The sequence below is a fragment of the Alteromonas sp. KS69 genome (assembly GCF_003989595.1).
In the GTDB taxonomy this organism is placed as follows: Bacteria; Pseudomonadota; Gammaproteobacteria; order Enterobacterales; family Alteromonadaceae; genus Alteromonas; species Alteromonas naphthalenivorans.
This window is the reverse complement of record NZ_PYHU01000005.1, coordinates 31,370-57,073: the sequence shown is the minus strand read 5'-3', so window position 1 is coordinate 57,073 and position 25,704 is coordinate 31,370. Positions and strand designations below refer to the sequence as shown.

General features: G+C 44.2%; 22 protein-coding genes. 19 read left to right on the top strand and 3 right to left on the bottom strand.

Features of this window, described 5'->3' with window-relative positions; translation table 11 throughout:
• Window positions 1-53 precede the first annotated feature (53 nt).
• The 8 genes from C7Y69_RS03585 to C7Y69_RS03550 all read left to right on the top strand — a co-directional run bounded on the left by C7Y69_RS03585 (window position 54) and on the right by C7Y69_RS03550 (window position 8,338).
• On the top strand, window positions 54-1,247 hold the full coding sequence (locus tag C7Y69_RS03585) for a benzoate/H(+) symporter BenE family transporter (RefSeq protein ID WP_126871843.1): 1,194 nt from the start codon (window positions 54-56) through the stop codon (window positions 1,245-1,247).
• A gap of 501 nt (window positions 1,248-1,748) precedes the next feature.
• Window positions 1,749-2,918, top strand: coding sequence for a DcaP family trimeric outer membrane transporter (locus C7Y69_RS03580; RefSeq protein WP_126871842.1), 1,170 nt, complete (start codon window positions 1,749-1,751; stop codon window positions 2,916-2,918).
• Between the two features lie 31 nt (window positions 2,919-2,949).
• Window positions 2,950-4,134 (top strand): ABC transporter substrate-binding protein, encoded by a 1,185-nt coding sequence (locus C7Y69_RS03575; protein ID WP_126871841.1) that lies wholly within the window; start codon window positions 2,950-2,952, stop codon window positions 4,132-4,134.
• Window positions 4,135-4,182: 48 nt separating this feature from the next.
• On the top strand, window positions 4,183-5,046 hold the full coding sequence (locus C7Y69_RS03570; protein ID WP_126871840.1) for a branched-chain amino acid ABC transporter permease: 864 nt from the start codon (window positions 4,183-4,185) through the stop codon (window positions 5,044-5,046).
• 9 nt (window positions 5,047-5,055) lie between these two features.
• Window positions 5,056-6,024 carry a branched-chain amino acid ABC transporter permease gene (locus C7Y69_RS03565; RefSeq protein ID WP_126871839.1) on the top strand — a complete coding sequence of 323 codons (969 nt, stop codon included), beginning with the start codon at window positions 5,056-5,058 and terminating at the stop codon, window positions 6,022-6,024.
• A complete protein-coding gene (locus tag C7Y69_RS03560) occupies window positions 6,021-6,779 on the top strand; it encodes an ABC transporter ATP-binding protein (protein ID WP_126871838.1) in 759 nt (252 codons plus the stop codon). The genes C7Y69_RS03565 and C7Y69_RS03560 overlap by 4 nt, the downstream gene beginning before the upstream one ends.
• Before the next feature lies 1 nt (window position 6,780).
• Window positions 6,781-7,494 (top strand): ABC transporter ATP-binding protein, encoded by a 714-nt coding sequence (locus C7Y69_RS03555; protein ID WP_126871837.1) that lies wholly within the window; start codon window positions 6,781-6,783, stop codon window positions 7,492-7,494.
• Window positions 7,495-7,558: 64 nt separating this feature from the next.
• Window positions 7,559-8,338, top strand: a complete 780-nt coding sequence (locus tag C7Y69_RS03550) for an IclR family transcriptional regulator (RefSeq protein WP_126871836.1) — start codon at window positions 7,559-7,561, stop codon at window positions 8,336-8,338.
• Between the two features lie 121 nt (window positions 8,339-8,459).
• On the opposite strand, the gene C7Y69_RS03545 is transcribed toward C7Y69_RS03550, so the two are convergent.
• On the bottom strand, window positions 8,460-8,621 hold the full coding sequence (locus tag C7Y69_RS03545; RefSeq protein WP_185864135.1) for a transposase: 162 nt from the start codon (window positions 8,619-8,621) through the stop codon (window positions 8,460-8,462).
• A gap of 226 nt (window positions 8,622-8,847) precedes the next feature.
• Window positions 8,848-9,090, bottom strand: a complete 243-nt coding sequence (locus C7Y69_RS03540) for a helix-turn-helix domain-containing protein (RefSeq protein WP_126871834.1) — start codon at window positions 9,088-9,090, stop codon at window positions 8,848-8,850.
• A 191-nt stretch (window positions 9,091-9,281) separates the two neighbouring features.
• Between C7Y69_RS03540 and C7Y69_RS03535 the strand changes: the two genes are divergently transcribed.
• Window positions 9,282-10,139 carry a hypothetical protein gene (locus C7Y69_RS03535; RefSeq protein ID WP_126871833.1) on the top strand — a complete coding sequence of 286 codons (858 nt, stop codon included), beginning with the start codon at window positions 9,282-9,284 and terminating at the stop codon, window positions 10,137-10,139.
• A 110-nt stretch (window positions 10,140-10,249) separates the two neighbouring features.
• Here the strand turns inward: C7Y69_RS03535 and C7Y69_RS03530 are convergent, their stop codons facing one another.
• On the bottom strand, window positions 10,250-12,316 hold the full coding sequence (locus tag C7Y69_RS03530; protein WP_126871832.1) for a TonB-dependent receptor: 2,067 nt from the start codon (window positions 12,314-12,316) through the stop codon (window positions 10,250-10,252).
• A gap of 100 nt (window positions 12,317-12,416) precedes the next feature.
• On the opposite strand from C7Y69_RS03530, the gene C7Y69_RS03525 reads away from it, so the two are divergent.
• The 10 genes from C7Y69_RS03525 (at window position 12,417) to C7Y69_RS03480 (ending at window position 25,649) form a co-directional block, all read left to right on the top strand.
• On the top strand, window positions 12,417-12,854 hold the full coding sequence (locus C7Y69_RS03525) for a BlaI/MecI/CopY family transcriptional regulator (RefSeq protein WP_185864134.1): 438 nt from the start codon (window positions 12,417-12,419) through the stop codon (window positions 12,852-12,854).
• Window positions 12,847-13,788, top strand: coding sequence for a M56 family metallopeptidase (locus C7Y69_RS03520; protein ID WP_185864133.1), 942 nt, complete (start codon window positions 12,847-12,849; stop codon window positions 13,786-13,788). Before C7Y69_RS03525 ends, C7Y69_RS03520 begins: the two co-directional genes overlap by 8 nt.
• Before the next feature lie 171 nt (window positions 13,789-13,959).
• Complete coding sequence (locus C7Y69_RS03515; RefSeq protein ID WP_126871829.1) at window positions 13,960-14,853, top strand: response regulator; 894 nt, start codon at window positions 13,960-13,962, stop codon at window positions 14,851-14,853.
• Window positions 14,854-14,856: 3 nt separating this feature from the next.
• Entirely contained in the window at window positions 14,857-16,431 is a 1,575-nt protein-coding gene (locus tag C7Y69_RS03510) for a tetratricopeptide repeat-containing sulfotransferase family protein (RefSeq protein ID WP_260563417.1), read from the top strand.
• Between the two features lie 239 nt (window positions 16,432-16,670).
• Complete coding sequence (locus C7Y69_RS03505) at window positions 16,671-19,115, top strand: TonB-dependent receptor (protein WP_126871828.1); 2,445 nt, start codon at window positions 16,671-16,673, stop codon at window positions 19,113-19,115.
• A 69-nt stretch (window positions 19,116-19,184) separates the two neighbouring features.
• A complete protein-coding gene (locus C7Y69_RS03500; protein ID WP_260563416.1) occupies window positions 19,185-20,657 on the top strand; it encodes an agmatinase family protein in 1,473 nt (490 codons plus the stop codon).
• Window positions 20,658-20,681: 24 nt separating this feature from the next.
• Window positions 20,682-21,530: a peptidylprolyl isomerase gene (locus tag C7Y69_RS03495; protein WP_244360045.1), complete on the top strand. Its 849-nt coding sequence runs from the start codon at window positions 20,682-20,684 to the stop codon at window positions 21,528-21,530.
• A gap of 4 nt (window positions 21,531-21,534) precedes the next feature.
• Window positions 21,535-22,527 carry a HupE/UreJ family protein gene (locus C7Y69_RS03490; RefSeq protein ID WP_126871827.1) on the top strand — a complete coding sequence of 331 codons (993 nt, stop codon included), beginning with the start codon at window positions 21,535-21,537 and terminating at the stop codon, window positions 22,525-22,527.
• A 147-nt stretch (window positions 22,528-22,674) separates the two neighbouring features.
• A complete protein-coding gene (locus C7Y69_RS03485) occupies window positions 22,675-24,180 on the top strand; it encodes an agmatinase family protein (RefSeq protein WP_126871826.1) in 1,506 nt (501 codons plus the stop codon).
• Window positions 24,180-25,649 carry an agmatinase family protein gene (locus C7Y69_RS03480; RefSeq protein ID WP_126871825.1) on the top strand — a complete coding sequence of 490 codons (1,470 nt, stop codon included), beginning with the start codon at window positions 24,180-24,182 and terminating at the stop codon, window positions 25,647-25,649. Before C7Y69_RS03485 ends, C7Y69_RS03480 begins: the two co-directional genes overlap by 1 nt.
• The last annotated feature ends 55 nt before the right edge of the window (window positions 25,650-25,704 follow it).

The window sequence follows — 25,704 nt, the reverse complement described above, 5'->3', positions numbered from 1 at the left end:
TGCTATTCGTAGGCAATTTCTTTCGGGTAGCATACCAACCATTGGAGTGACTTATGCCAAATCAGTCTACTTTCATTTCTTTTCCACCGTTAAAAGATTGGTCGCTGTCTGCAGCGGTAGCGGGGATCCTTGCATCGACAATGGGCTACGCAGGTCCATTGGTTATCTTGTTTCAAGTTGCTGAATCCGCAAATTTAAGCAATGAAGTGCTCACTTCTTGGATTTGGGGGATGTCTATTGCTAGCGGTTTGCTATGCGGTTGGTTTAGCTTGCGTTATCGCATGCCGTTGCTTTTTGCATGGAACGCACCTGGTTCAGCCTTGCTAGTCACCTTAGTGCCGGGTATGCCATGGAGCGATGTAATAGGTGCCTACATTATGTCTGGTGGCATTTTGTTTTTACTGGGACTAAGCGGGACTTTTGAACGATTAGTGAACCGACTGCCTCTAGCCTTCGCTGCGGCACTGTTGGCAGGAATACTAGTTAACTTTTCTCTCGATCTATTTTCTAAGATGACACAAGCGCCATTATTAGGATTAGTGATGTTTGCCGCGTATATTTTATTGCGTCACAAGCTTCCACGTTACGCCATTATGCTTACAGTTGCCATTGGAGTAGGGGTACTGGCATTTAACTATGATTTATCATTTCAACAAGTTGACTGGGAAATATCGACACCGCATTGGTACATGCCGAGCTTCTCACTAACCGCATTATTTAGTATTTCGATACCGCTAATGTTAGTTGCAGTGAGTGGTCAATTTATCACTGGTATTGCCATACTACGGCAAGACAAGTATTCGCCACCGTCAAATCACATTGTTGCAGGTAGTGGGTTTATGAGCATTCTTTTCGCCCCAACGGCGTGTCATGGGGTGAATTTATCAGCAATAACTGCTGCCATTTGCACCGGGCCAGATGCAAACCCCGATCCTAAAAAACGCTATTTTGGGCCTGCTGTCGCTATGCTGTGGTACATCATGTTTGGTCTGTTTAGTGCTGCTTTGGTCAGTGTTATTCAAGCATTTCCCGCTGCATTTATCGCAATGGTGGCCGGTATTGCTCTATTAGGTGCGTTGGAAGGCTCACTGTCTACAGCATTAAACCAGCCAGCAGACCGAGAAGCGGCGTTATGTACCTTTCTTATTACCGCGTCGGATTTGTCGTTATTGGGGCTTTCTTCCGCTTTTTGGGGACTAGTTATTGGCGGCAGCATTATTGTTATTCAGCGCTACCTTAAAAAGTAAACCAATACCACTGCTATTGTCGAGGCTACTAGAATTAACCATCTCTGACAGCGCAATCTAGCGAGCTTATTTCTACTTTTGTTACACCACTCTCAAGCAATTTTGACCCGCCTGTGCGGGTTTTCAGTTAGCATTTTTTATCTTTAATTTCGCGAAGTTTTAATAATAAGTGAATTAATTCACAAATAATGAATTGTTGATGGCAAGTGAATTTTGTCGTCTGACGGTCTCATTGCTATTTTTTTGTTTATTGAAATTATCTATTAATATCAAGTGCTTATGTGTTTTTAAATACTTACAGGTTCAACTTGCATACCTCAAAGCCATACCCGTTAAGTATTGCGAGCCACTCATTTGGTATTGGTTTGTAATTTATCTTCACAGTAAGTTGCTCACTAGGAAACAATTGTATAACACTAAATTTACAAGTTGGGGTTACCTTAACATCAGTTGTTTCTGTTTATCACATACATGCTTGGCACATTTACAACGGAGAACTGAATGAATACTTTAAAACAAAAAACACTCATCAAGCGCCTACTTGCCTTGTCACTATCGGTTGGTTTAGCCCTTGCTACTGGCGCAGAGGCGGCGAACCTAACTGACACCAAAGTGAAATTCTCTGGTTATATTAAAGTTGACGCGATGTATAGCGACTACTCAAATGGTGAAGGTGTCGGCCCTGGACGTGATATCTACGTGCCATCTTTGGTGCAAACGGGAGCTACCGACGATGGTATAGGTGGTCGATTTGATGCACACGCGAAGCAGTCTCGGTTCAGATTTACTACTAATACGCCATTAGACGGTGAAGACGTCATTACCGGTGTGCTTGAATTTGACTTCCTATTGACATCTGATGGTGATGAGAGAGTGAGCAACTCCTATACGCCACGTATGCGACATGCTTACTTAAAATACAACAACTGGCTTATTGGTCAAACTTGGTCAACCATCATGGACTTAGGCGCTTTGGTTGAATCGGTAGACTTTATTGGTACAACAGACGGTGTAGCCTTTACCCGCCAGCCGCAGATTCGTTATTCAAATAACGGCTTTGAAGTGGCGTTGGAAAACCCAGAGACAACAGTTGGGACTACCACTACCGCGCAAATTACAACGGATGACAACTCTGTACCTGATTTAATTGGTACCTATACGATGAAAGCCAGCTGGGGTCATGTGAAAGTGGGCGGTATCTTGCGTCAGCTTGCTTATGAAACCCAAGGCGAAGATTATTCTGACACGGGTATTGCGCTCTCGCTTTCATCGCGTATTAACTTAAGCAATGGCGATGACATCCGCATTCAAGTAGCAAGTGGCTCGGGCTTAGGCCGTTATGTCGGCGTAAATGCTGCTAATGGCGCCTTCCTTGACGATGAAGGTAACTTCGACGCTATCGACGCTACCGCCGTTACCGTAGCTTACCGCCACTTGTGGAGCGAACGCGCTCGTACCAACCTTATTTTCTCTTCATTAGATGTAGACACCGTTGAAGGAATGGTAAGTTCGCGCACACATGATGTCTACAGCACGCGTATTAACTACATCTACAACATTACTAAGCCACTATCGGTTGGCTTGGAATATACCTATGCGAAGCGTGAAACTGTTGACGGTTTCGATGGCGACATGAGCCGCGTTCAAGCAATGGCGAAGTACGCTTTTTAACAATTACCTACCAAAATGTGAGTAACTTTCCATGATATTTAAAAACAAAACGTTTAGAAAAGTCGTCTTGGCCAGTAGTGTGATGGCGACAAGTGTGTTGACAGGTATATCTGCACATGCCGACGAATTACCCATAAAAGTTGGCGTTATGCTGCCATATAGTGGTGTTTACGCTGGGTTGGGGGAGGCAGCTACTAACGGTCTAAAACAAGCCCTAAAAGAAAAGGGCAATACCATTGCTGGTCGTCCTGTTGAATTCATTATCAGTGATACCGAGGCAAAGCCTGCTCGCGCCCCAGAGTTAACTTCTGCGATGACAGATAAAGACAATGCTGATTTCATTATTGGCCCGGTTCACTCAGGTGTAGCGATGGGAATGATAAAATCGGTTAGAAACAAAGATTCTATTATGATAATTCCCAATGCAGGTGCTAATGCCGCAACCGGTGCTTTCTGTCAGCCGAATGTTTTTCGTACGTCGTTTTCGTCTTGGCAAACCGCTTACCCTATGGGTAATCAAGCAATTGAAATGGGCTATAAAAAGGTAGTGACACTCAGCTGGAACTACGGGTTCGGTAAGGAGTCGCTTGCCGCGTTTTCAGAATCTTTCGAATCTGCGGGCGGCGAAGTGGTTAAAGAAATTTTTGTGCCGTTTCCAAAAACAGAGTTTCAGTCTTACCTAACCGAAATTGCTTCAATAAAACCTGATGCTGTGTTTGTGTTCTTTGCAGGTGGTGGCTCTGTCAAATTTGTTAAAGATTACGACGCAATGGGGCTTAGAGGCAAAATTCCACTTATTGGCTCAGGTTTCCTAACCGAAGGTACCATTGAAGCTCAAGGTGAAGCCGCAGAGGGTTTGTTCACCACATTACATTACGCTGACACACTGGATAACCCTAAAAACAAAGCGTTCAGAGCGGAATATTTGTCAATGTACAAGAAGCCTGCTGATCTTTATGCCGTGCAAGGGTATGACGCTGGCCAGTTAATTATTCAAGCAGTGGAAGCAACCAACGGTAATACCGCTGACAAAGCAGCCTTAATAAGGGCTATGGAAAAAGTTGAAATTGATAGCCCGCGAGGCAACTTTCATTTCTCTAAGGCGCACAACCCTATTCAAAATATCTATTTAAGAAAAGTTGAGAACGGTGAAAACGTAGTTGTTAAAACAGCCGCGGCGAACCTAAATGATCCAGCTCGTGGTTGTCGTTTATAAGTTATTTCAAGTAGGGAAGCCCTTGGGCTTCCCCATAGAGGTATAGAAATGGAAATGTCGCTTTTCCTTGTGCAATTACTAAACGGTATACAGTATGGACTGTTACTTTTTTTGGTTGCATCAGGTCTCACATTAGTTTTTGGCGTTATGGGTATTTTGAATCTTGCTCATGGCTCTATGTATATGATTGGCGCTTATCTTGTGTATTACTTTGCCGCCATTACAGACAGTTTTTGGCTGGCGGTGATCATTGCTTGCAGTATTGCCATGATTATCGGCGTTATTATAGAACGCTTTTTGATAGTGCACCTTTATAAGCGCGATCACCTCGATCAGGTACTGTTAACGGTTGGTTTAATCTTTATTTTTAACGCCGCACAAAGCTTCATTTGGGGTAACGATCCACTAGGTGTTGATGTACCTGAACTGCTGTCATCGTCTATTCAAATTACCGATATTATTGAGTATCCGGTATATCGCTTATTTCTCTCGGTACTGTGCGTGGGTATTGCCGTTGGCATGTATTACGTCATCAACAATACCAAACTTGGCATGATGATACGTGCAGGTGAGTCTAATCGTGAAATGGTTGAGAATTTGGGCGTAAATATCGGTACGTTATTTACCGTTGTTTTCGCGGTTGGCGTTACCTTATCTGCCTTGGCCGGGATTGTTTCTGCACCAGTGGTGAGCTTAGTGCCAGGAATGGGCGAGCGCGTACTGATTTCATGTTTTGTTGTTGTGGTCATAGGAGGAATGGGTTCAATAAAAGGGGCCTTTGTGGCGGCCTTGTTAGTGGGCATTGTTGATACGTTCGCATCTGTGTTGTTGCCCAGCATGTCGAGCATGACAATTTACTTGCTAATGGCACTTATCCTTATTTTTAAACCACAAGGGCTTTTCAAAAGTTAAGGTTGTACGATGACTGTATTTTCTAGCAAAGCTGAAAAGGTATTTATTTTCGCGTTTTTCTTTATTGCCTTGGGTATTCCCTTATTTCTTAATGAGAACACGTTTTACGTAAACAAAATCTCCACTATGCTGATTTTGTCTATTTTTGTTATGTCTTTAGACTACTTGGTAGGAAGAGCTGGCCTCATCACGCTTGGTCATGCCATGTTCTACGGCTTGGGAGGGTACTTATTTGCCATCATGATACCCGAATACGAAGTGGTTAACTTTTGGTTGTATACCTTTTATGTCATGGCCGCCAGCAGTGTTATTGCACTTATTGTTGGCTTTATTGTGCTAAGAACCAGTGGCATTTATATGATCATGATCACATTGGCATTGGCGCAAATGACCTTCTACTTCTTTGCCGACTCAACAGAATATGGCGGCTTAGACGGGTTATTTATTTATCTCAAACCCGAAACCAGCATTTTTGGTTTAAATTTTTTAGATTTAGATAACGAAAACCATTTCTACTACCTGTGTTTGCTGTCGCTATTTAATTGCTACGTATTTTGTAAAGTTAGTTTGCACTCTCGTTTTGGTCGTGTGATTGATGCGATAAAAGCAAATCCTGAGCGAGCCACTGCATTGGGCTACAACATCTTTCACTTCCGTTTAGTGTCGTATGTATTGTCTTCCTCATTAGCTGCGTATGCGGGCTATTTGTTCTCACTTCAATACGGTTTTGTTAATCCAACCATGATGAGCTGGGAAGTCTCCGCTTCTGCGTTAGTGATGGCTATTTTAGGTGGTCTGGGCACTATCTATGGGGCAATCTTAGGTGTGTTCGTTTACGTAAGCTTGCACTACGGTATTGAGCATATAACCCAGTATTGGATGTTCTGGATGGGTTCGCTCATTATTTTAATGGTACTGCTACTAAAAAGCGGCATTGCTGGGCTAATTGAGCAGTTGGTTGTGAGGAAACGTAAATGACTGAATGCATATTACAAGCTGAAAACCTCTCAAAACATTGGGGCGGGTTAAAGGCGCTAAACGAATTTAATATTAAATTCTACGACAAGTCACTACATAGCATAGTGGGCCCTAATGGCGCGGGCAAAAGTACTATGCTGAACATATTGTGTGGTACATATCCGGCAACTAAAGGTGTAATTCTGTATCGTGGTGAAAATATCACGGGACTCAAGAGCCACCAATTTTGCCGTAAAGGAATAGGGCGAAGCTTTCAAAAAACCAATATTTTCAAAGACGCAACATGTTTGGAAAACTGTTGTATCGCCGCCCAGCAACGAGTGGGTAGCAGCTTTAATATGTTTAAGTCAAAGCATTCAAGCAATCATGTAACCTCTATTGCCAAAGAAGCCCTTGAGCAGGTGGGGCTAATGAAACAAGCCAATACCAAAGCCAGAACGATTAGTTACGGCGAGCAACGTCAGCTTGAAATAGCCATGGTATTGGCGACAGACCCTCAAGTGTTATTACTTGATGAGCCAATGGCGGGTATGGGCCATGAAGAATCCCTGGTCATTGTAGATTTGCTTAAGTCGTTAAAACAGCGCTACTGCATTGTGCTGGTGGAACACGATATGGATGCGGTTTTTGAGCTGTCTGACTTAATGACAGTGATGGTGGATGGGAAGCATTTGATAACCGATGTGGTGGACAACATTCGAGCAAACCCTTTAGTTCAAGACGCCTACTTGGGCAACGATGACGAGGTATTTTAACGTGACAGACAATATTTTAGAGGTAAAAGGTATTCACACCTTGTACGGGGATAGCCATATTTTGCACGGGGTATCTTTTGCCATCAAGAAAGGGCAAACCGTAAGTGTTATGGGCCGTAATGGCATGGGTAAGTCCACTACGTTGAAATCTATCTTAGGTATAGTAAAACCACGCAGTGGCGTAGTGCTGTACAAGGGCAATGAAATTGATGCGTTACCCACGTGGAAGCGCATGCGCAACGACATTGCTTACGTGCCCGAAGGGCGGGGCATGTTTCACAATTTAACTGTGAAAGAGCACTTGCAAATGGCCGCGCGCAAAAATTCACGAGGTGAAGCGCACTGGACCTATACCAAAGTACTTGACTTGTTTCCTCGTTTAAAAGAGCGCATAACCAATAAAGGGACTCAACTCTCTGGTGGTGAGCAGCAAATGCTTGCCATAGGCAGGGCGCTCTTAACAAATCCAGATTTGCTAATACTCGATGAAGCCACTGAAGGGTTAGCACCGCTTATTCGTAAGGAAATTTGGGACGTTATTCGAAAAATTAAAGAAACCGGTGTGTCGACCATTATTGTGGATAAAAACATTAAGGTCTTACAGACGCTGTGCGATCAGCACATTCTTATTGTGAAAGGGAAAGTGCAATTTAACGGTGACTCGCAAGCTCTTGAGGAAAATCGCGCATTTATCGAAACTAATCTTGCGGTTTGATTGCGCTGTAATACGTAGGGAAGCTTGGGTACCATAACCCCCACTTGGAAGAGGTAGCAGTACAATGGATGACGACAAAGTAATTGCAACTCGAAAAGGCATTGGCTCCCTAGAATTAGGGCTTGAAGTGTTGGAGTTAATTTCTGAGCACTGCGGCCCTATCTCACTGACCAAGTTATCTGAGCTGGCAAAAATGAGCCCCAGCAGGCTTCATAAATACTTGGTTAGTTTGACCAAGCTTGGCTATGTGTCGCAATTAGACAATTTCAAATATATGCTTTCAAACAGCAGTATACGGTTGGGGATGTCGGCATTGAAACACTCAAACCCCGTTCAAGTGGCCTTTGAATATGCAGACAAACTTCACCAAGAATTAGATAAAACCATTACTGTAACCATCTGGAATGGTGATGCACCGCTAGTGATAAAATGGTTAGATTCTAGCCACTTTTTAGCAGTGAATATCCGTTTGGGCTCAAAGTTGTCACCGTTTACTTCTGCCGCCGGGCGTGTATTTTTGTCTCATCTACCCAAATTGCGCTGTAGGGAGCTAGTTGAACATTATTATGATTCGCCTGCACCTATGCCTCGCCACATGGGAAAGCCAATAAAAAAAGCAGTGTTTTACGAATTACTAAAAGACATTAAACAGAGCAACTTGTGTTGTTTTAAAGAAGACTTCTTGCCCGACATTAATGTAGTAAGTGCTCCTATTTTTAGTTTGGACGGCTCAGTAAGCACAGTTATTAGCTTGTTGGGTAATAGCAAAGTAACGCCGGTAAGTGCGAAAAGCATATACGTCCTAGCGGTGAAGAAGGCCAGCATAGAAGCCTCCCGTAAATAACGGAGTATTCTAATTGCATTATCTATTGATCGTCCTAATTCATGTCCTACTACACATTGATTTCATGTGCCCGAAATTTGAGATAAGCATGCTCGATGCAGCAGATACTCAGGCAACAACCCTAGCACTCAAATTCGCAAACATCTCGCACACGACTATTATGGGCGAACACCCCGTGAGAACGAGTAAGATTCAATCTACGTTGTGGCACCAACGTTGCTAGTTTAGTCACAAAAACCAACGGGCCGAAAAACATGTGAGCTGAGCGGTGACCGCGTGCCATTGCTGTAGAGTATCTTGAGTATATAACGCCCATAAGTAAGTATTAGCCGTTGATAGCTTGACGTTATTGCCGTTCTAACACAGGCGCTTGAGCGGCAGCAATTGACGGTCATACTGTCACACTCTTTTATCCCCCTCGAAACTTAGCCCTAGCTTATACTTTAACGGCTAGTCCACAAGGAGGTGTAGACATGATCATGACAACGTTAAAACAATTCAACCTGCTCCTATGTGCTTTTAATCTCGTTGTTATCAGGAACCCGTTGCAAGATATCACTTACGTCACAATTAAAGTAATCGCAGAGCTTATCAATAATATTAGTGCCAACAGCATAACCTTGTTGATTAGCTATGCGAGTTAGTGTCGCTCGCCCAATCCCTGTTTCTTCTGCCACTTCATTGATCGTAATTTTCCGATTTTCGTTGAATCTCTTGTCATCTAAAAGCTTTACAAATAATACTCTAATCATAGTCATATATGCCCATTAAGTTGCACGAACAATAACATAATAATCAAATATGATTAAATGGAAACTTGACAGCTAATCAGTAAAGATGATCTAATCAATCTAGTGATTAAAAATACTCAAATAAGAGCAGTTAGTCATTGGGGTTGTCTAATACCAGGCAACTTGACACTAGAAAATTTGGAGAACTTTTCATGATAACTTCTGATCTATCAAGCGTTGAACTTGCCAAGGATTATGATAGTAGAGTCGCACTTATGCGGGTGGTTTTTGCAGATGCAGAGCTCAATAAAGACAACATTATTCTTGATGATGGCATGGGATCTAAAAACTTTGATGGAAGTGCGTTGAACCGCAGGTTCATCAAAATGAACAAGCTTTATCAGTTTAACTATGGTGTGGCGATATCGAAGGCGGCTAGTCGGAATAAGGTAAAAAATTGTTGTCAGCCAACTCTGAGACAAGTAGCTGAATTCCACGGCTACGAATTTTCAGGCAAAACGGTTGGAGGAAGCTACAGCCGTTTTTGGGCTGAACCTATCGTCAATATAGAATCAACGGCGCTCTTTGATATGGTTGCTAACATTCAAAAGTTGCTAGCTCATTGCAATAAATTCCTTGAGGACGGGCAGTTTTGCGTTGCTAAACCATCGTTCTTTTGTGACTTTAGCGGTATATTAAACGCGGTAGATAGTACCCAATTCAAGAGCCGCTACGACAAAGATATTGCCATCGCTGGAGCCTATTTATTTTGCATGTATCGTTCATATTTTGCCGTTAGAAGTGAAGGGGGTGACGTCACTAACTTCGATCATGATATCTTACGATTCATCAACGGTAGGTTGAATAAGTTATCAAAGTTGGATACTGTTCTAGGTGAAAAGTTAAGACAGTTCACTAAGATCGCCGAGCTAAATCCAGAAGATAAACTCTCTGAATTCTGCAGCGAAGCGCTACTTGTGAAGGATTTTTACGACGTACTTCAACCCACGCTTGATAAAGAAAGACATATTTGGAGGCAGCGTATCGCGATGGGCTTAGAAGATTATTAATGTTTTTTAACTTCATATGTCTCTCGTATTTTAGATGCTGAGGCATCGGTGGTGTAATATATTATTAAAAGAGACGCATTACGGCTAAAGGTGCCGTAATGCGTAAGATTCTAAAACTGATACATCACTGTAGCACGAAGGGTACGAGGTTCTATCACGTGATAGTGAATATCGTCGGTTTCAGTGTCTTGGGCGTCGGTTGAAAGGCGAGACGCATAATAGTAATCAATGTCGTGAGCATCGCTGTCAGTGAGATTAAGTACATCTAACTGTAAAACCCATTTATTCATTTTGTAGCCTGCGCGTAAATTAAATACGGTACTTGCGTCTGAAGTGATACTGTTATCCTCAATAAGTGGGCGTTCACCAAAATGTCGGGCCCTTAGGCTACCAAATAGGCCGTTGTCGAATTGAGCAGACACCCCAGCTTGTACCACGTTTTTGATCGCACCTGGAATGTGAGCGCCTTCAGAAGATGCATCGGTAAAGGCCGCATCTGTGTAGGCATATTCAAGGTCGATAGACCAATTTTGGTCGAGCTGATAGTAAAGTGCGATTTCCGCCCCCTTACGTTTAGATGCGCGGCTGGCTTCAGTATTGCCTGCATCACCTACAAATAGCAATTCACTGTCTAAGGACAACTGCCACACTGACAACGAGGCATTCAGCTTTTCATCAATAAAGCCCCGCAAACCGGCTTCAATACCCGTTGAACGAACCAGCGGGTCTACCGCGTCAACAGCGTCGCCGGAACTGGGATCTATTTGAATGGTGGTACCTCTAGCATCATTAGAATGTAGCCCTTGCCCAGCGGCTCCATACAATTCCCATTCAGGGGAAATTGTGTATACCACACTCGCTTTTAACGACGTGATGTCATCACTAGACGCACCGCTATTTGGCGATAAATCGATGCTATTTGCATTAACACCGGCTAAGTTTCGGACGTCAAAATCAAAATAATCGTAGCGCAGGCCAAGCACTGTGCGTAAGCGTTGCGTCCAATAGGTTTCGTTGTTCACATAGGCACCCACACTCGACTCTGTTACCTCGTCACTACGAATTACGCCCAAACGCTGACGGGCTTGAGTGTGATATAAACCCACTTCATCGATATCGTCTATACGAAATTGCGTGCCAAACGTGGTGGTAGATAGCTTACCTAACAATGAGTGTTCGTACCTATAACTGGCTTCACCGCCATATACTGTGCGGTCGTCGACTTGTTCAAATTGGTCGCCATTCTCAGGATCATCAAGAAAATAAGTAAAATTGGACCACAAGTTCATACTGTACGACATCACATAAGCGCTTGCGACCAGGTTTTCGGATCGCCAGTTCGCGCTAAGACTATAACGATCAGACTGACCGCCAACTGTGGTATCTAATGACCCTAATTCATCAATTAACCCGCTTTCTATCGCGCGCTTGGGGATTTGATCTGCGCTGTTCCAACTATTGTCATAACCCATAAATGTTAGGCTGAATTCGGCCTTATCTTGCTTATTCACCCATTTAGCTAACACATTGGTTTTATCTAGGTCTTCGCTAATGTCGCTCCAAGGGCCATCGTAGGTATTGTGTTCACCTGCCAAAACTACTCGGTTTGTGTCATTAATTGTGACACCACCTAAACCTACTATTCTTAGAAAGTTATTTTTTCCAACAGTAGCGCTAACTAATGGAGTCGAGGCACTGTTGGTAGTATTTAACATTGCACTACCCGCGCCACTGAAATCGCTTATATCAGCGTAGTACACACCTTTTTTATAGTTCAGAGACTGCACCGATTCTGGGATAACAAAGTTAAGATCGGTGTAGCCTTGCCCATGACCATGGGTGCGCATATTCACCGGCATGCCATCAACAAAAGTGGCAAAGTCAGTACCGTGATCCAAATTGAAACCACGTAAAAAGTATTGGTTCGCTTTGCCCGTCCCACTGTGTTGCGTGACGACCATGCCCGGAATGAATTCCAGTATTTCACCTGTACGTAAAATAGGGCGTAGTCGAATTTCTTCCTGGCCTACTATCCCTTGTGATGCTGAAATAGCTTCTCCTATTAAGCTGACTTGTCTACCAGACACTGTGACTTTTTCAATATCATGGCTGTCGTCTTCTTGAGCGTTAGCTTGTAAAGCGGCTAGAACAAGCAGTGCTATGAGCGTTTTTTTCACAATAGTTCCTTAATAGCTATACGTTAAATGGGCACTTTCTGGTAACGTGCATTTTTGTATTATTAATGCCTTTACTAAAACCTATAAGAGGTCGGTGTTCGTGAAAGAGCTTTATCGGGGATTAAGTCAGTGGCTAGGCGGAAAGCCTTCGCAACAAAATCTCCCTGCATTAGGTGGGCGTGAAATAGAAGTACTTAAGGTGTTGTGGCAACACGGAGAGTTAAGTGCTCAAGAGGTGCTTTCCTTTTTTGCTAATGAGCAACTCTCGCTGAGTACAATGCAAAGTACGCTTGAACGCTTATTCCGTAAAAACATGCTTACCCGTTATAAGCAGGGGCGCTCGTACCAATATGCTCCAGCATTATCTCAAAGCACGGTGGTCAGTCGTTTAATGGGGGAAATTGCCGACCAGTTGGGTGACGGTGAATCCCAAGTTATAGTCAGTGGTTTTATGTCCTATATTGAAGGGAATACGTCAGACAACGAGGCAGAAAAGCTCTCAGATTACCTTCCTCCCCATGAGGAGAAGGATGACTGATACGAGTTTTCTAGCGCTTCTTGCCTCCTGGTTATTGCTGTCATTACTCTTATCTTGGTGCGTGGCCGGATGTTGGCGGGTAGCAAACACACAACGTGTGCCGTTTTCACCAGATGTACAAGTAAAATTGCTTTTTACTTTGGTGTGGCTTCCCTTTGTTTGTGCGGCATTTAGCCTCATTATTAACGAACTTCCCCCTATAAGCCGCTATTTTGTGGGTGAACATTGCCATGAAAGCCATTGTGGGCCTCATGACTTATACATACCTACATCATCTACTTTAGGTGCTGGAGTATTAGCCTTTGCCGTTGGTTTGCTGTGTGTCACTATCGCAATGATAGCGCGCCAATTGTACCTGAATAAACGCTTTCACCAGTTATTACAGCTTGCCAGTGCCAGAGGCCCACAGGCTGATATGAATCAAATTTATCAGCGAGTAAACAGTCAGGTTCCTTCTGCTTGGTGCGCGGGGTTGTTGCGCCCACAAATTTACGTGTCCCAGGGGTTAGTGGAAAATTTGACGAACAATCAGCTTAACTTGGTGCTGTTGCATGAGTTTAATCACGTACGCCATTTAGACAATATTAAGCTAATGTGCGTACGTTATTTTATGATCCTGTGGCCAAAACGCTGGCGCACGGCCTATCGTCATGCCTTAATTAATGGGCTAGAACTTAGATGTGATATGTTCGCTTTAGACAATGCGGGGCACGACACTACCCTTGCCGATTTACCCCTATGTGCTTGCCAACAAACAGGAGAGCAGGGCGCAAGCGGTGAAAGGCGCGAGCGGTTGAATCAGCTATTAACCCAGCCCCAAAGTACGTTGATACAGTATGCGGTAAGTTATATCTCTTTGTTAGTCTTTGGCATGTTACTCACGTTGATTGCTGTCGCCGTGGGTCATCCGCTTATGGAATTTCTATTGCAGTAATTTCATGTTGTTTTAATTGGTGTGAGGAAAGACAGAGGAAAAGCTAAACTAACGCTACTTTTAAGGTTCAAAATACGCAAAATACCCCATTCTTATTACCGCTATATATGTTTATACTGAGATATTAACCTTTAGTATAATCAGCACGTTTAAGTTAGTTGGATGGCGTTTATGTACACGGTGTTAGTTGTTGATGATTCACCCGATTCCTTAAGCTTAATTAACGATATTCTTGAAAAGGAAGGGATAAGTACACTTGTGGCATTAGAGGGTAGCCAAGCTATCACCATTGCTGAACAAATCAAACCAGACATCATTTTACTTGATGCCATGATGCCCAAATTAAATGGGTTCGAAACATGTACAAGGCTGAAGCAAAACAGAGAGTTACAGCATATTCCCGTTATCTTTATGACAGGCTTGACTGACTCTGAAAGCACGTTGAAGGGGTTAAATGCTGGTGGTGTGGACTACATTGTCAAGCCGGTAAACCCCGATGAACTGGTGGCGCGTATAAAAATCCACGCGAATAATGCGCAAATCACATCTAGCGCACAGCAAGCGTTAGATTCTATGGGCCAAAACTTATTCGCTGTTAATCACGCGGGAGAACTTCTTTGGGCTACGCCTCAAACTCACGACTTTTTATCCAATATCCCCTTCGCTGATGACTGGTTTAATGACAGTTTAATTCCTGCGGTGAAGCACGTTTTGCTAACACCTGGGCAGAATGACGTTGTGTACCAGGTATCCTATGAGGGTGGCGAATGTGAACTGGCATTGGTGTCTCAACGGGAAAACGGAGACAGTATATTTCGTGTTAATCATGCTGTAAAAGCCATGTCGGGCGAAGAAAAGCTGAAAGCGACACTTAACTTAACCGGTCGAGAATCAGAAGTACTTTACTGGTTGTCCAACGGTAAGACGAATAAAGAAATAGCACAAATTCTCGATATTGGTCCGCGAACGGTGAATAAACATTTAGAGCAAGTATTCGCTAAGTTAGGGGTAGAAAATAGAACCACAGCCGCAGGGATAGCGATCCGTGCGCTGTCAGTGAACTAGCAAATGACTATGTCAAAGCCTTATACCAGTAGCCCGTTACAACAGGCGTACTCTCATTTTGAAAAGGGTGACGTTAAACAAGCACATAAACAGTGTGTGTCTTTAATTCAAGCGGGCGAAAGGGTCGGTGAAGCGTATCAGTTACTGGCGCAAATCAATGTCAGTGTAGGGCAGCTACATAAAGCGGCAGAGCTCTGTAAGCACGCCATTGCATATAAGAACGTAGTCGAATTTCGTGTTTTGTTGTGCCGGATTTATGCTCTACTGGGGCAAACCGACGGTGTTATTGCTATAGCCAATACAGTGCAAGTCGATGATATTCAAACTCCTATTCAGGCTGATACCCTAGGCGTAGCCCTATCTACGTGTAACGAACATGCTCGGGCGCTGGTGTATTTTTCCGAGGCGGTTAACGCCCTAAATCCTACGCCAAGTTTTCTTTACAACTATGCGGTTTCAAGTAAGTTCTGTGGTGAGCTTGAACAAGCAAAGAAAGCCCTTTGGCGAGTGCTAGATTACGATCCGACCTATTATAAAGCGCATTTTGCGCTGTCTGAATTGACCAAGGGCGATGAAATACGCCGTCATTTAACGCAATTAAAGCAAAAGCTAGACAATGATACTCAATCCCTTGAAGCGCGGCTGCATTTAAGCCACAGCCTAGCGCGGGAATTAGAAAAACAACGCAATTATACCCAATCGTTTGACGTATTAACTCAGGCGAAGCAAGAGAAGCAGAAACACCTACCTTATAACGAGTTTGCCGACAGGCTGCTCTTTGATTATTTAAAAGCGGCCTTTGCGTCAAACGCGCATATTTCGCCCTCGTCACCCTCTTCACAAAGCAGCACTCGACCAATTTTTGTAGTAGGCATGCCGCGGTCTGGCACGACCTTGGTGGAACGAATCTTAAGTAGCCATCAGAAGGTCAGTTCCGGTGGTGAATTGCAGGATTTTAGTACCCTTTTAAAGCAGATGTCGGGTAGCGAAAGCGTTAACGTTTTAGACGTTAACACGTTAAAAAAAGCTGAAAGTATCGACTACAATAAACTTGCGCAGGCATACCTTGCGCGAACACAGCACATAGGTAATAGTGCTCACTTCGTCGATAAGCTCCCGTTTAATTTCTTCTATCTTCCCTACATTCGTCGAGCTTTTCCCAATGCAAAGATTATTTGCTTGCAGAGAAATCCAATGGATACCTGTGTGGGGAATTTTCGGCAGTTATTTAGTATTCACAACCCTCATTATTATTACACCCACAGCCTAGTTTCCTGTGCGTCTTTCTACCGCCAATGCATGGACTGGGTAGAACACTGGCACGTCATAGATGATGATAACTTTATGCTGTTGAACTACGAGGCCTTGGTATGTAATCCAACACGACACATCGCCGATTTACTCGCGTTTTGTGAATTATCGTGGGACGAAAGTTGTTTACACATGCAAGGGAACACCGCACCTGTGTCAACGGCGAGTAAAATGCAGGTGAAAATGCCCATCAACCAGCACTCGATAGGACGTTGGCAACATTACAAGCCCCACACCAATGACTTAGAGGCTATCTTCAATCAATAAGTTAAATTCTGCGACATTTGTTTAACAATAATTTAACTATTTGATTTGGCAGAGAAAGTGCGTCAAATGACGTAGTCGAAATAGGAATAATGCCAGTACTCGTTGCAACCTAGCCAGCACATAATAATCCTGCAAATAAAATAAGAACCCATCGCAAATTGATCATCCAATGCAGCGTCCAGCAGTTTTCTGCATGTCAAACGAGGGTAAAGTTCACAGGCAATTACGAGTACACCACTATGAAAAGCATTGAACGAAATAAAAAGAATCGCATAGCTGCAGCAATCACCGCCGCATTAGTGCCAATGGCATCTGCTATTGTAGTGCCTAGTGTAGCGGCACAAGAAGTGAAAGAGGCGGAAAAAGCTGTTGCACTAGAAACCATAGAAGTCACGGCAACGCGACGCGCAGGATCATTGCAAGAAGTCCCTATTAACATTTCTGCCGTTACAAACGACCTAATGGAGCAACAAGATTTAGAAGAGCTCGAAGATATTGCGCGATGGGTGCCTGGTTTAACGGTAAACGATCAAGGTGGTCGTTCAGAGTCGCCTATTATCGTTCGAGGCCTTAACACCAATTCATCTGGCCCAGGTTCAAATGGTGGAACGGTAGCTACCTACGTTGGCGAAATTCCTTTGTTCATGAATTTACGTTTACTTGATATTGACAGAGTAGAGGTATTGATTGGGCCACAAGGCACCTTGTATGGAGCTGGAACACTCGGTGGCGCAATACGTTATATTCCTAAAAAAGTAGATTTAGACTTTGTTTCTGGGTCGGTAAATGGCGACCTGTATCAAACTAGTGAAAGCGAAAGCATGGGGGGAGAGGCAGGTTTTGTATTTAATGCGCCTATTATGGAAGGCACCCTTGGTTTTCGTGCTGCATTTAACTATTCAGATGACCCCGGTTTTATCGACTACGATTATTTAGTTCGTGAGTCTGGCACATCATTGCCGGACCCAGACTTTACCGATCAATCAGAAGTTGATGCGAACCTTTATAGTGTCGAAGATGGAAACACATTCGAACAAACGGCAGCAAAAGTACAATTGCGCTGGGTGCCCACAGACTGGCTAGATACTACACTTTCATACTTTTACCAAAAAGATGATATCGGTGCTCGTTCTACCGTTCACTATCAGTCTTTAGGTGATGAAAATCCAATTGGCGATCTTGTTGGAAAATACGACGCGGCTTATCGTTTCCTGGAGCCCATGGAGCGTGAAAACGAACTTTTGAGCTTAGAAGTTGAAGCCGACTTGGGCTTTGCTACCTTGGTTTCTGCTACAGGGTCATCGAAAACTACCCGTGATTCTAACTCTGACGTTACCGATTTATTGATTCGATTAAGCTATGGTTATGAAGAGTTCCCTGCATTTTCAGGGTTAACAACCAGTACTAGTGAAGATGAAAATTTAACCCAAGAAATTCGTTTAGTTAGCAATAGTGAAGGCCCTCTAAGTTGGATAGTGGGCGCTTATTACAACAAAAATGACTTCAACCGCAACTACAGGGAAGAGGTTGAAGGTTTTGATGAGTTCGCCATTGATACCTGGGGTGCTTCAGGTTCACTTCGTCCAGATAGTATTGAATACATTTCCTATGGTATTGACCAAATAAAAGAACAGGCATTGTTTGGTGAAATTAGCTATGCGTTTAACGACAAGCTTGATATCACCATAGGCTTACGCCAATACAGTTATGAGGTCGAAACCGAATCAGATACTGATCTTCCTCTCTATTACACGGTTTTTACAGGACGGGATCCCGATTCTATCGTTTTTGAGCCTAATACAGCGGAAGGGGATGATGATGGTAACTTATTTAAGTTTAACGCCAGCTATGCATTTTCGTCAGATATTATGGGATATGTCACTGTCAGCGAAGGTTTTAGAATTGGCGGTGTAAATACTGTGGCAGCTTGTCCGCCTAACGTTGATGACATTACCAATCAGCTTATCTGTGCATTACCTGACGAGGCGATGTACGACGCAGATACAACAACAAACTATGAAGCTGGTGTAAAAACATCATGGTTTAAGAGTCGCTTTACGTTCAATGTTGCTGCCTTCAATGTGGATTGGGAAGATCCTCAAGTATCAGGCATCACTGAAAATGGTGCGGTTGGAATTCTTACTAATGCTGAAGGCGCGAATGCAAAAGGTATAGAAATTAGCTCTCGGGCGACTCTCAGTGACGAGCTTACTATGTACGCGGCGTACTCTTATGCGAAAACTAAAATGACGGATGATGCACTGGGCATTTATGGTAGCACTGGTGACACAGTTTATGAGGGAGATAGGCTTCCTGGTTCTCCAGAGCACCAAATATCCATAGGGCTAAATTACTCGACTGAATTATGGAATCGTTTATTAGATCTTAGTTATGGCTTCACTGCGCAAAGTGATGTGTATTCGACTTTGGGCTTACGCAACTATGGTGAAGCGTTGCCGGGTTACGGGTTAAGTAATATCAGCGCTAAGTTATCTGATGAAGCGTGGAGTGTCACGTTTTATGTAAACAACCTTTTCAATAAATACGCCTTCACATCTACCTCTCGCAATTGGGGCGACATTGAATATGGTAACAGAGGTAGTGACTTACAGCGAAGCTATGCGCACTATATTTTAACGCCTCGTACAGTAGGTCTTAAATTTAGTTACCAGTTTGGAATGTAGTGATTTTGGAATGTAACAATAGGGCTCAGCGTTTAGCTGAGCCCACATAATAAATGTAAGGAAAATAAAGTGATTACACGTTCTTGTATTCTTGGCGCAGTGCTAAGCGGTTTACTTATTTGTTCGCTTGGTGCATCTGTATATGCGGAAGATTCTGACATGCCCATGCCCGATAGCTTTAAAGAAAAAACTAAGGGTATACCCGAGGAAAAGCTAGAGATTCTTGAGTCACCACTCCCTACCATGTTGCTAGGTACTATGGAGCGTTTTTATAAGTCGATGGAAGGAAAGTCGGCTGAAGAAATTGAAGCGTACCTCGACGGAATGATTGAAGTCGCGGAAGCGGGCAAATTTAACCCGGAAACAGACATGGCGTCTATTCCCTTAAATACCGAAGCAAAAGGGTTTAATGCGTGGAAAGCGAAGCGTCCTAAAAGCCTCACCCCTGAAAGAGAGCCTGGCCCAATTCATTTAAGCCGCTATATGAGTGGCCGTTCTGGGGGGGTAAAAACTTTCGCGAACGCTCCTCTCGCTATCTATCCAGATGACCTAATTGCAGGAAATGTAGATATCGCTATAGTGGGGGCTCCTTTGGATATGGGCTCTTACTATCGCGGGCAAAAATTTGGCCCGCAAGCCATGCGTAATGAGTATGGTGCAGGTGGTATTGATATGAGCACTATGGTGAATCCTAGTAAGGTGCTGAGTATCGTAGATTATGGTGATATTGCCATTGATAACATGAGTACCGAACTTTCGGTACAGCATGTGCGCGAGCGAGTAAGAGAAATTGCTGAAACTGGCACCATGCCTTTTATTGTGGGCGGTGATCACAGCTTAGAATACCCAGATATTGCGGCGTTAGCTGATGTTCATGGTAAGGGAAGCTTCGGCGTAGTTCATTTCGACTCGCACTATGATGCGGGTAAAAACCAAGCGCATTGGTTAACACATGGCCAACCTGTTTATCGAGCAGTAAAAGAAGGGCATGTAAAACCAGAAAACTTCATTCAAATAGGTTTGCGTGGGCCTTGGCCTGGTCCAGAAGGCTTCGAATGGATGCGTAATAACGGTATGCGTTATCACACCATGGCTGAAGTAGAGAAAAAAGGTTGGAAGCAGGTGATGGATACGGCGCTTAAAGAAGCCCGTGAAAATGTAGATAAACTCTATATCTCTTTTGACGTTGACGTTATAGACCCTGCATTTATACCGGGTACAGGTACGCCAGTACCTGGCGGTTTAACCATGCGTGAAGCAATTCCTATCGTAAGAGGCTTATGCGCACAAAACGATATTATTGGGTTTGAAATTGTCGAGCTTGATCCCCTACTAGATCCTACGTATCGCTCTGCGCTGAATTCTAACTTTATTCTCCATGCGTGTTTGACAGGTGTGGCAATGAGAAGGGAGGGCATTGAAGACCCGTATTTCCTTTCTGAATTGACTACTGAACATATGCAACCGCAAGCAGGTGAAAAAGCGCGTAAAGAAGGGCTTAGGGAAGAAATAGACACTAACTACGCCAAGCCAAAAAAGTAAAAATCAGAGAATGGGAAGCCGGTAATGCATTTATTACCGGCTTTTTTTGCTTATCAGAATAAGAATGAAGGTGTAGTACAAATGTTGAAGGTATTAATTCGAGACCCACTAGTGATGTTTCTTGGCTTAGGGGTCATTGTTTTTGGCCTTTATTACGGCCTCGAAGAGGATGATAGTGATGCCGTTGAACTGAGTGAATCGAATAGAAACGTATTTGCTGAGCAATTTGAATTACTGACCGGTCGCCAAGCCACGCAAGCCGACTTAGCAAAAATTGAAGACGACTATATTCGCGAAGAAGTACTTTTTCGTGAAGCTATTGATGCAGGTATGCACCTGATCGACCCCGAAGTTCGCGAAAAACTGGTTCAGGAAATGCGTTACCAGATAACCGGCTATTTACCTGACCCAGACGAAGCTAAATTAGTGGCATATTATCTTAAGCATATAGACCGTTACTACGTAGAACCCACCTACAGCTTTCAGCATGTATTTTTTGAACAGCTTCCCGATAACAGTGAGGAAATTTTAGTAAAACTCACCCGTGGTGTGGAAGTGAAAGGGGATGAGTTTTGGCGTGGCAGATTAATGCCTGCCTATGGTGTAAGCATGATAAGAGGCATGTTCGGCAAAGTTTTTTTAGACACCATGGATAAGCATACCTTTAGTGAATGGTATGGCCCTCAGGAATCGCTTTTAGGGTGGCATTTTGTCAAGGTTACGCATTCAACGCCTCGATCGCCACTCACTTTTGACGAAGCAAAAATGCAGGTGACGAACGACTACGTGGTAGACCGGCTCGATAGTGCAGTGAAAGACTACATTGATGATTTAGGCGACAAATACCGCATTATTAAGAACGTTAAGGAGTAGCCACATGCTAAGAAATTCAGCCATTTTTATGTGCTTATTGTTTTGCGTGTTTCCGTTAAGTGCGGATGTATTTTCGGCGGCAGAATTAAGATTATCCGATGGTGAAATGGAAAATACCTACCAATTTACTGCGCAGCTTCCTACCTCGCTTGCCAGCAGTAAAACCCTTCAGTTGCCCAGCTACTGCCAGATAGAAACGGTAAATCAGCAACGGTTAGGCAGCAACACGATACTGAGTTATGAATTTGCCTGTACGGACGAACTCGGTGACGGCGCTGAAATTATTACGCCTTGGTTTTTAGACGGCGCCAATTTAAGAGTGAATACGCAATCGAGCAACTTTAGTCTTACTCTTAAGCGTTCATTGAATACCATGGTGGTGCCCATGGTACAGCCCGGCGCACTGACGTTATCGAAGGGGCAAACCATTAAACGGTATTTGTGGCAAGGTATGCTGCATATTTGGTTTGGATGGGACCACCTCGCTTTTGTGCTTTGCCTATGTTTATTGGCCCGTGGTTATAAACTATTGGGGCTAGTGAGTACATTTACGCTTGCCCACTCTCTTACCCTTGCTCTGTCTTATTTTGAACTTGTCACCCTTCCTATTGCGCCCGTTGAAGTATTAATTGCCTTGTCAATTTGCTTAATGGCGCGCGAAGCAATCCTATGCAATCGAAACGCAAGAAAGGTAGCAATGACAGCCAGTTTGGGCGTTGTCGCCCTATTCGGTTTAATCCACGGGTTGGGTTTTGCCAGTGCGTTAGGCGAGTTAGGGGTGCCGCAAAATGAAATTACATTGGCACTCTTGTTCTTTAATATTGGGGTGGAAGTCGGCCAGGTGGTGTTTATTGGTGTTATCTACGCGGTTGGCGCTTTGTTCACCAAAACCCCGTATGCCGACCAGATGCGTTACAGCGTGTTAATGGGAGTAGGTACCCTGGGCATGTTTTGGGTTATTGAACGCATTAATGGTTTTGGTGGGGGGATTATTTAACCTGTCTTCAAGAGACGGTTAAAGCACTATTAATCAGCCTGATATAGAAAGGGAGAGATGGGGTATTTAACTGGGGGATATGACTTATTGTTTGGTATTTAAGCGACTTTTATAGTGGTACTACGTTCACTTTTAACGTCCTTAATAATGAAATTAAAAACTCTTCTACTCGCTACCAGTTGGGCAGCGTTATCTTCTTTCTCGGTGCAAGCGCTTCAAGAAACCGCCGAGAAAGAGGAGGTGCAACCACCTCCTTCGCTGCCCGGTGAGGTTCATTCAAAAATAGATTCCGCCACGCCAGGCCTTATGCCTGTTAAGCCATTAAAAGACGTACCCGAGGATATTCTTGCGTTACTTGATGCATTGCCCGAAGCCAAGCGAGAGTTTGTGCTAAGTGGAAAAGGCGCGAGCGTACTTAAACCCGACCTTATGTACGAGTTAATGCGAAAAGCCAGTACGCAGGAAATTGAGCAATACGTTGACACTATGCTCACTGTGTATGACCAAGTGCAATATAAGCAAGGCCGAGACACTGACCAAATCACCCTAAATACCGATTCAGAAAACTACAATACGTGGCGAGTGAAGCGGCCAAAAGAGCTTGATCCCGAGCGGGAAGCCGGTCCTATTTCCCTAGGCCGCTATTTAGGTGGTGGCCGCTCTGGCATACCCACTTTTGCGCGCTCTCCAGTGGCCCTTTCTCCTGAGGATTTGGTTGCCGGTGAAGTGGATGTTGCCATTTTAGGTGCGCCTTTAGACATGGGGTCAGGCTGGCGAGATGCCATCCATGGCCCTCGTGCAATGCGTATGTTAGGTAGGGGAACCGGGGGCGCAGACGTGTCCACCATGATTGACCCAGGGAAAGTATTGAACATTGTGGATTATGGCGACGCAGCCATAGATCAACTTAGCACTGAGCGAAGTGTTCAAGAAGTACGAGATCGGGTGCGCGAAATAGCCGAGGCCGGAGCGATACCCTTTATCATAGGCGGTGACCATTCGCTCGAATATCCCAATGTTGCGGCTATTGCCGACGTTTATGGAAAAGGCAAGGTGGGCGTAGTGCACTTTGACGCGCATTTGGACACAGGTCGCGGACGGGTGCATTTATTGGATCATGGCCAGCCTATTTACCGCCTCATGAAAGAAGCGCATGTGCGACCTGAGGACTATATTCAGGTGGGCTTACGGGCGCATTACAGCAAAAGTTACTACGAGTGGGAGCGTGAAATTGGCATGCACTACCACACCATGGCTGAAGTAGAACGGCGTGGATGGGATGCAGTTATGGAGCGAGTTTTACAAGAAGCCTCTGAAAATACGGAATTTTTGTATGTGTCCTTCGATGTTGATGTACTCGACCCAGCATTTCAACCGGGTACGGGAACGCCTGTATCAGGAGGCTTAACAATGCGAGAAGCCATTCCAATTGTTCGTCGATTGTGTGCCGAAACAAACCTAGTCGGGTTTGATATTGTGGAATTAGCCCCTGCGCTAGATGCCACGTACGTGAGTACATTAAACGCCAATAGCTTGATGTTTGCGTGCTTAACCGGTGTGGCGATGCATAAAAAAGGTATTACCCAGAAAGGCTTTATTAGCGAATTATCTTCTGAGCACGGACAAACCGACTACTATGGAGATAAGAAATAATGAAACGCCTTTATACTGACAGAAAATTAAATATATTGAGTGCGGCAGTAGGTGCAGCACTAATGCTATCGGGTTGTGCTTCTACCACAAAGGTTGAGAGCACACCCATGCCAGAAGTGTCGATATCAGCCAATACACAAATGTTGAATGAACAAGAGTTGGCCTTCATCAACGCGCCAGATGAACTGGTTTTGTATAACTTAACCCCCGATAAGCTTTCGGTGAAGTTAGCGGAAAAATCGCCTCAAGAGGCGAAACAGCTAGTACAAGCCCTGATGCAAACCAGTGCGCAAAGGCGTTATCAGGCAAGCAAAACCGCCTCCCAAGCGAAGCCATCAGAAGGAATTGAGGAGCCGCTAGCGTATTTGGCAGACAGCGATATTATTCCTCTTAATCCTGATGCGGGTGGATACAACAAACAACGTGTATTGCAACCTGCTTTGTTCGACCGTTATAAACGCGAGCCAGGCCCTTTTAGTTTAAAGCGTTACCTCAATGAAGAGGGCGGGATTCCTACATTTGCCAATGCGCCCGTGGCAATACGAAAAGCCGATTTAGTCGCTGGCGCCGTGGATGTAGCATTTGTTGGTGTGCCGCTGGCCCTAGGGGCAGGATGGCGAGACGACAAACACGCTCCTACTATATTACGTGGTATGTACGGTTTAAGTGGGTACAGTGTTGAAGGTGGGGTCGATCCAACGTTGGCTATGCAAGTAGCTGATTATGGCAATATTGCCGTGGATAATATGAGTCCAGAGCTAAATATTGAACATATTACTCAGCAACTAACCGACATGTTGGAGGCGGGCACAATCCCCTTCATTGTGGGCGGTGATCATTCCATTATGTTTTCAAGTGTGAGTGCGGTGGCTGGGCATTTTTCAGATACACCTGTGTCTGTACTGCACTTAGATGCCCATTATCGCGGTGAGCGCGACAAAGATCACTTTTATTCTGATGAGCAAAGTGTTGCTAACTTATTAGCGGAAAGCGTCATTGAGGGGGACAAACTCGTTCAAATAGGGCTTAGAGGTGCGTCTCAAAATAAAAATGCCTTGATTTGGCTGCGAGAGAACAGTGTGAAGTATCACACTATGGCGCAAGTGGAACGGGATTCGTGGCCGGTGGTCATGGAGCAAGCATTGACGGAGCTTGGTGCTAGCGGAGGAAAAACTTTTGTGTCTTTCGACATGAGTGTTATTGATCCCGCGTTTGTCAGTGGGTCTGGACAGCCAGTGGCCGGAGGGATTTCGGTTCGCCAAGCCATGACATTAGTACGTCGAGCGTGTGCAGAAACTGACGTGGCGGGATTTGAGATGCTTGGTGTAGCACCGTTTTTAGATTTGAGCTACAACACGGCATTGAGTGCCAACCAAATCATGCATGCCTGTTTAACTGGCATTGCTATGCGTAAATCGGGCATTAGTAACACCAACTACATCGACCCAATGGCTCTTAGCCACCAATAGTGATTACTGCCATTACAGCAATAAAAGACCGGCTTCTTCAGCCGGTTTTTTATGG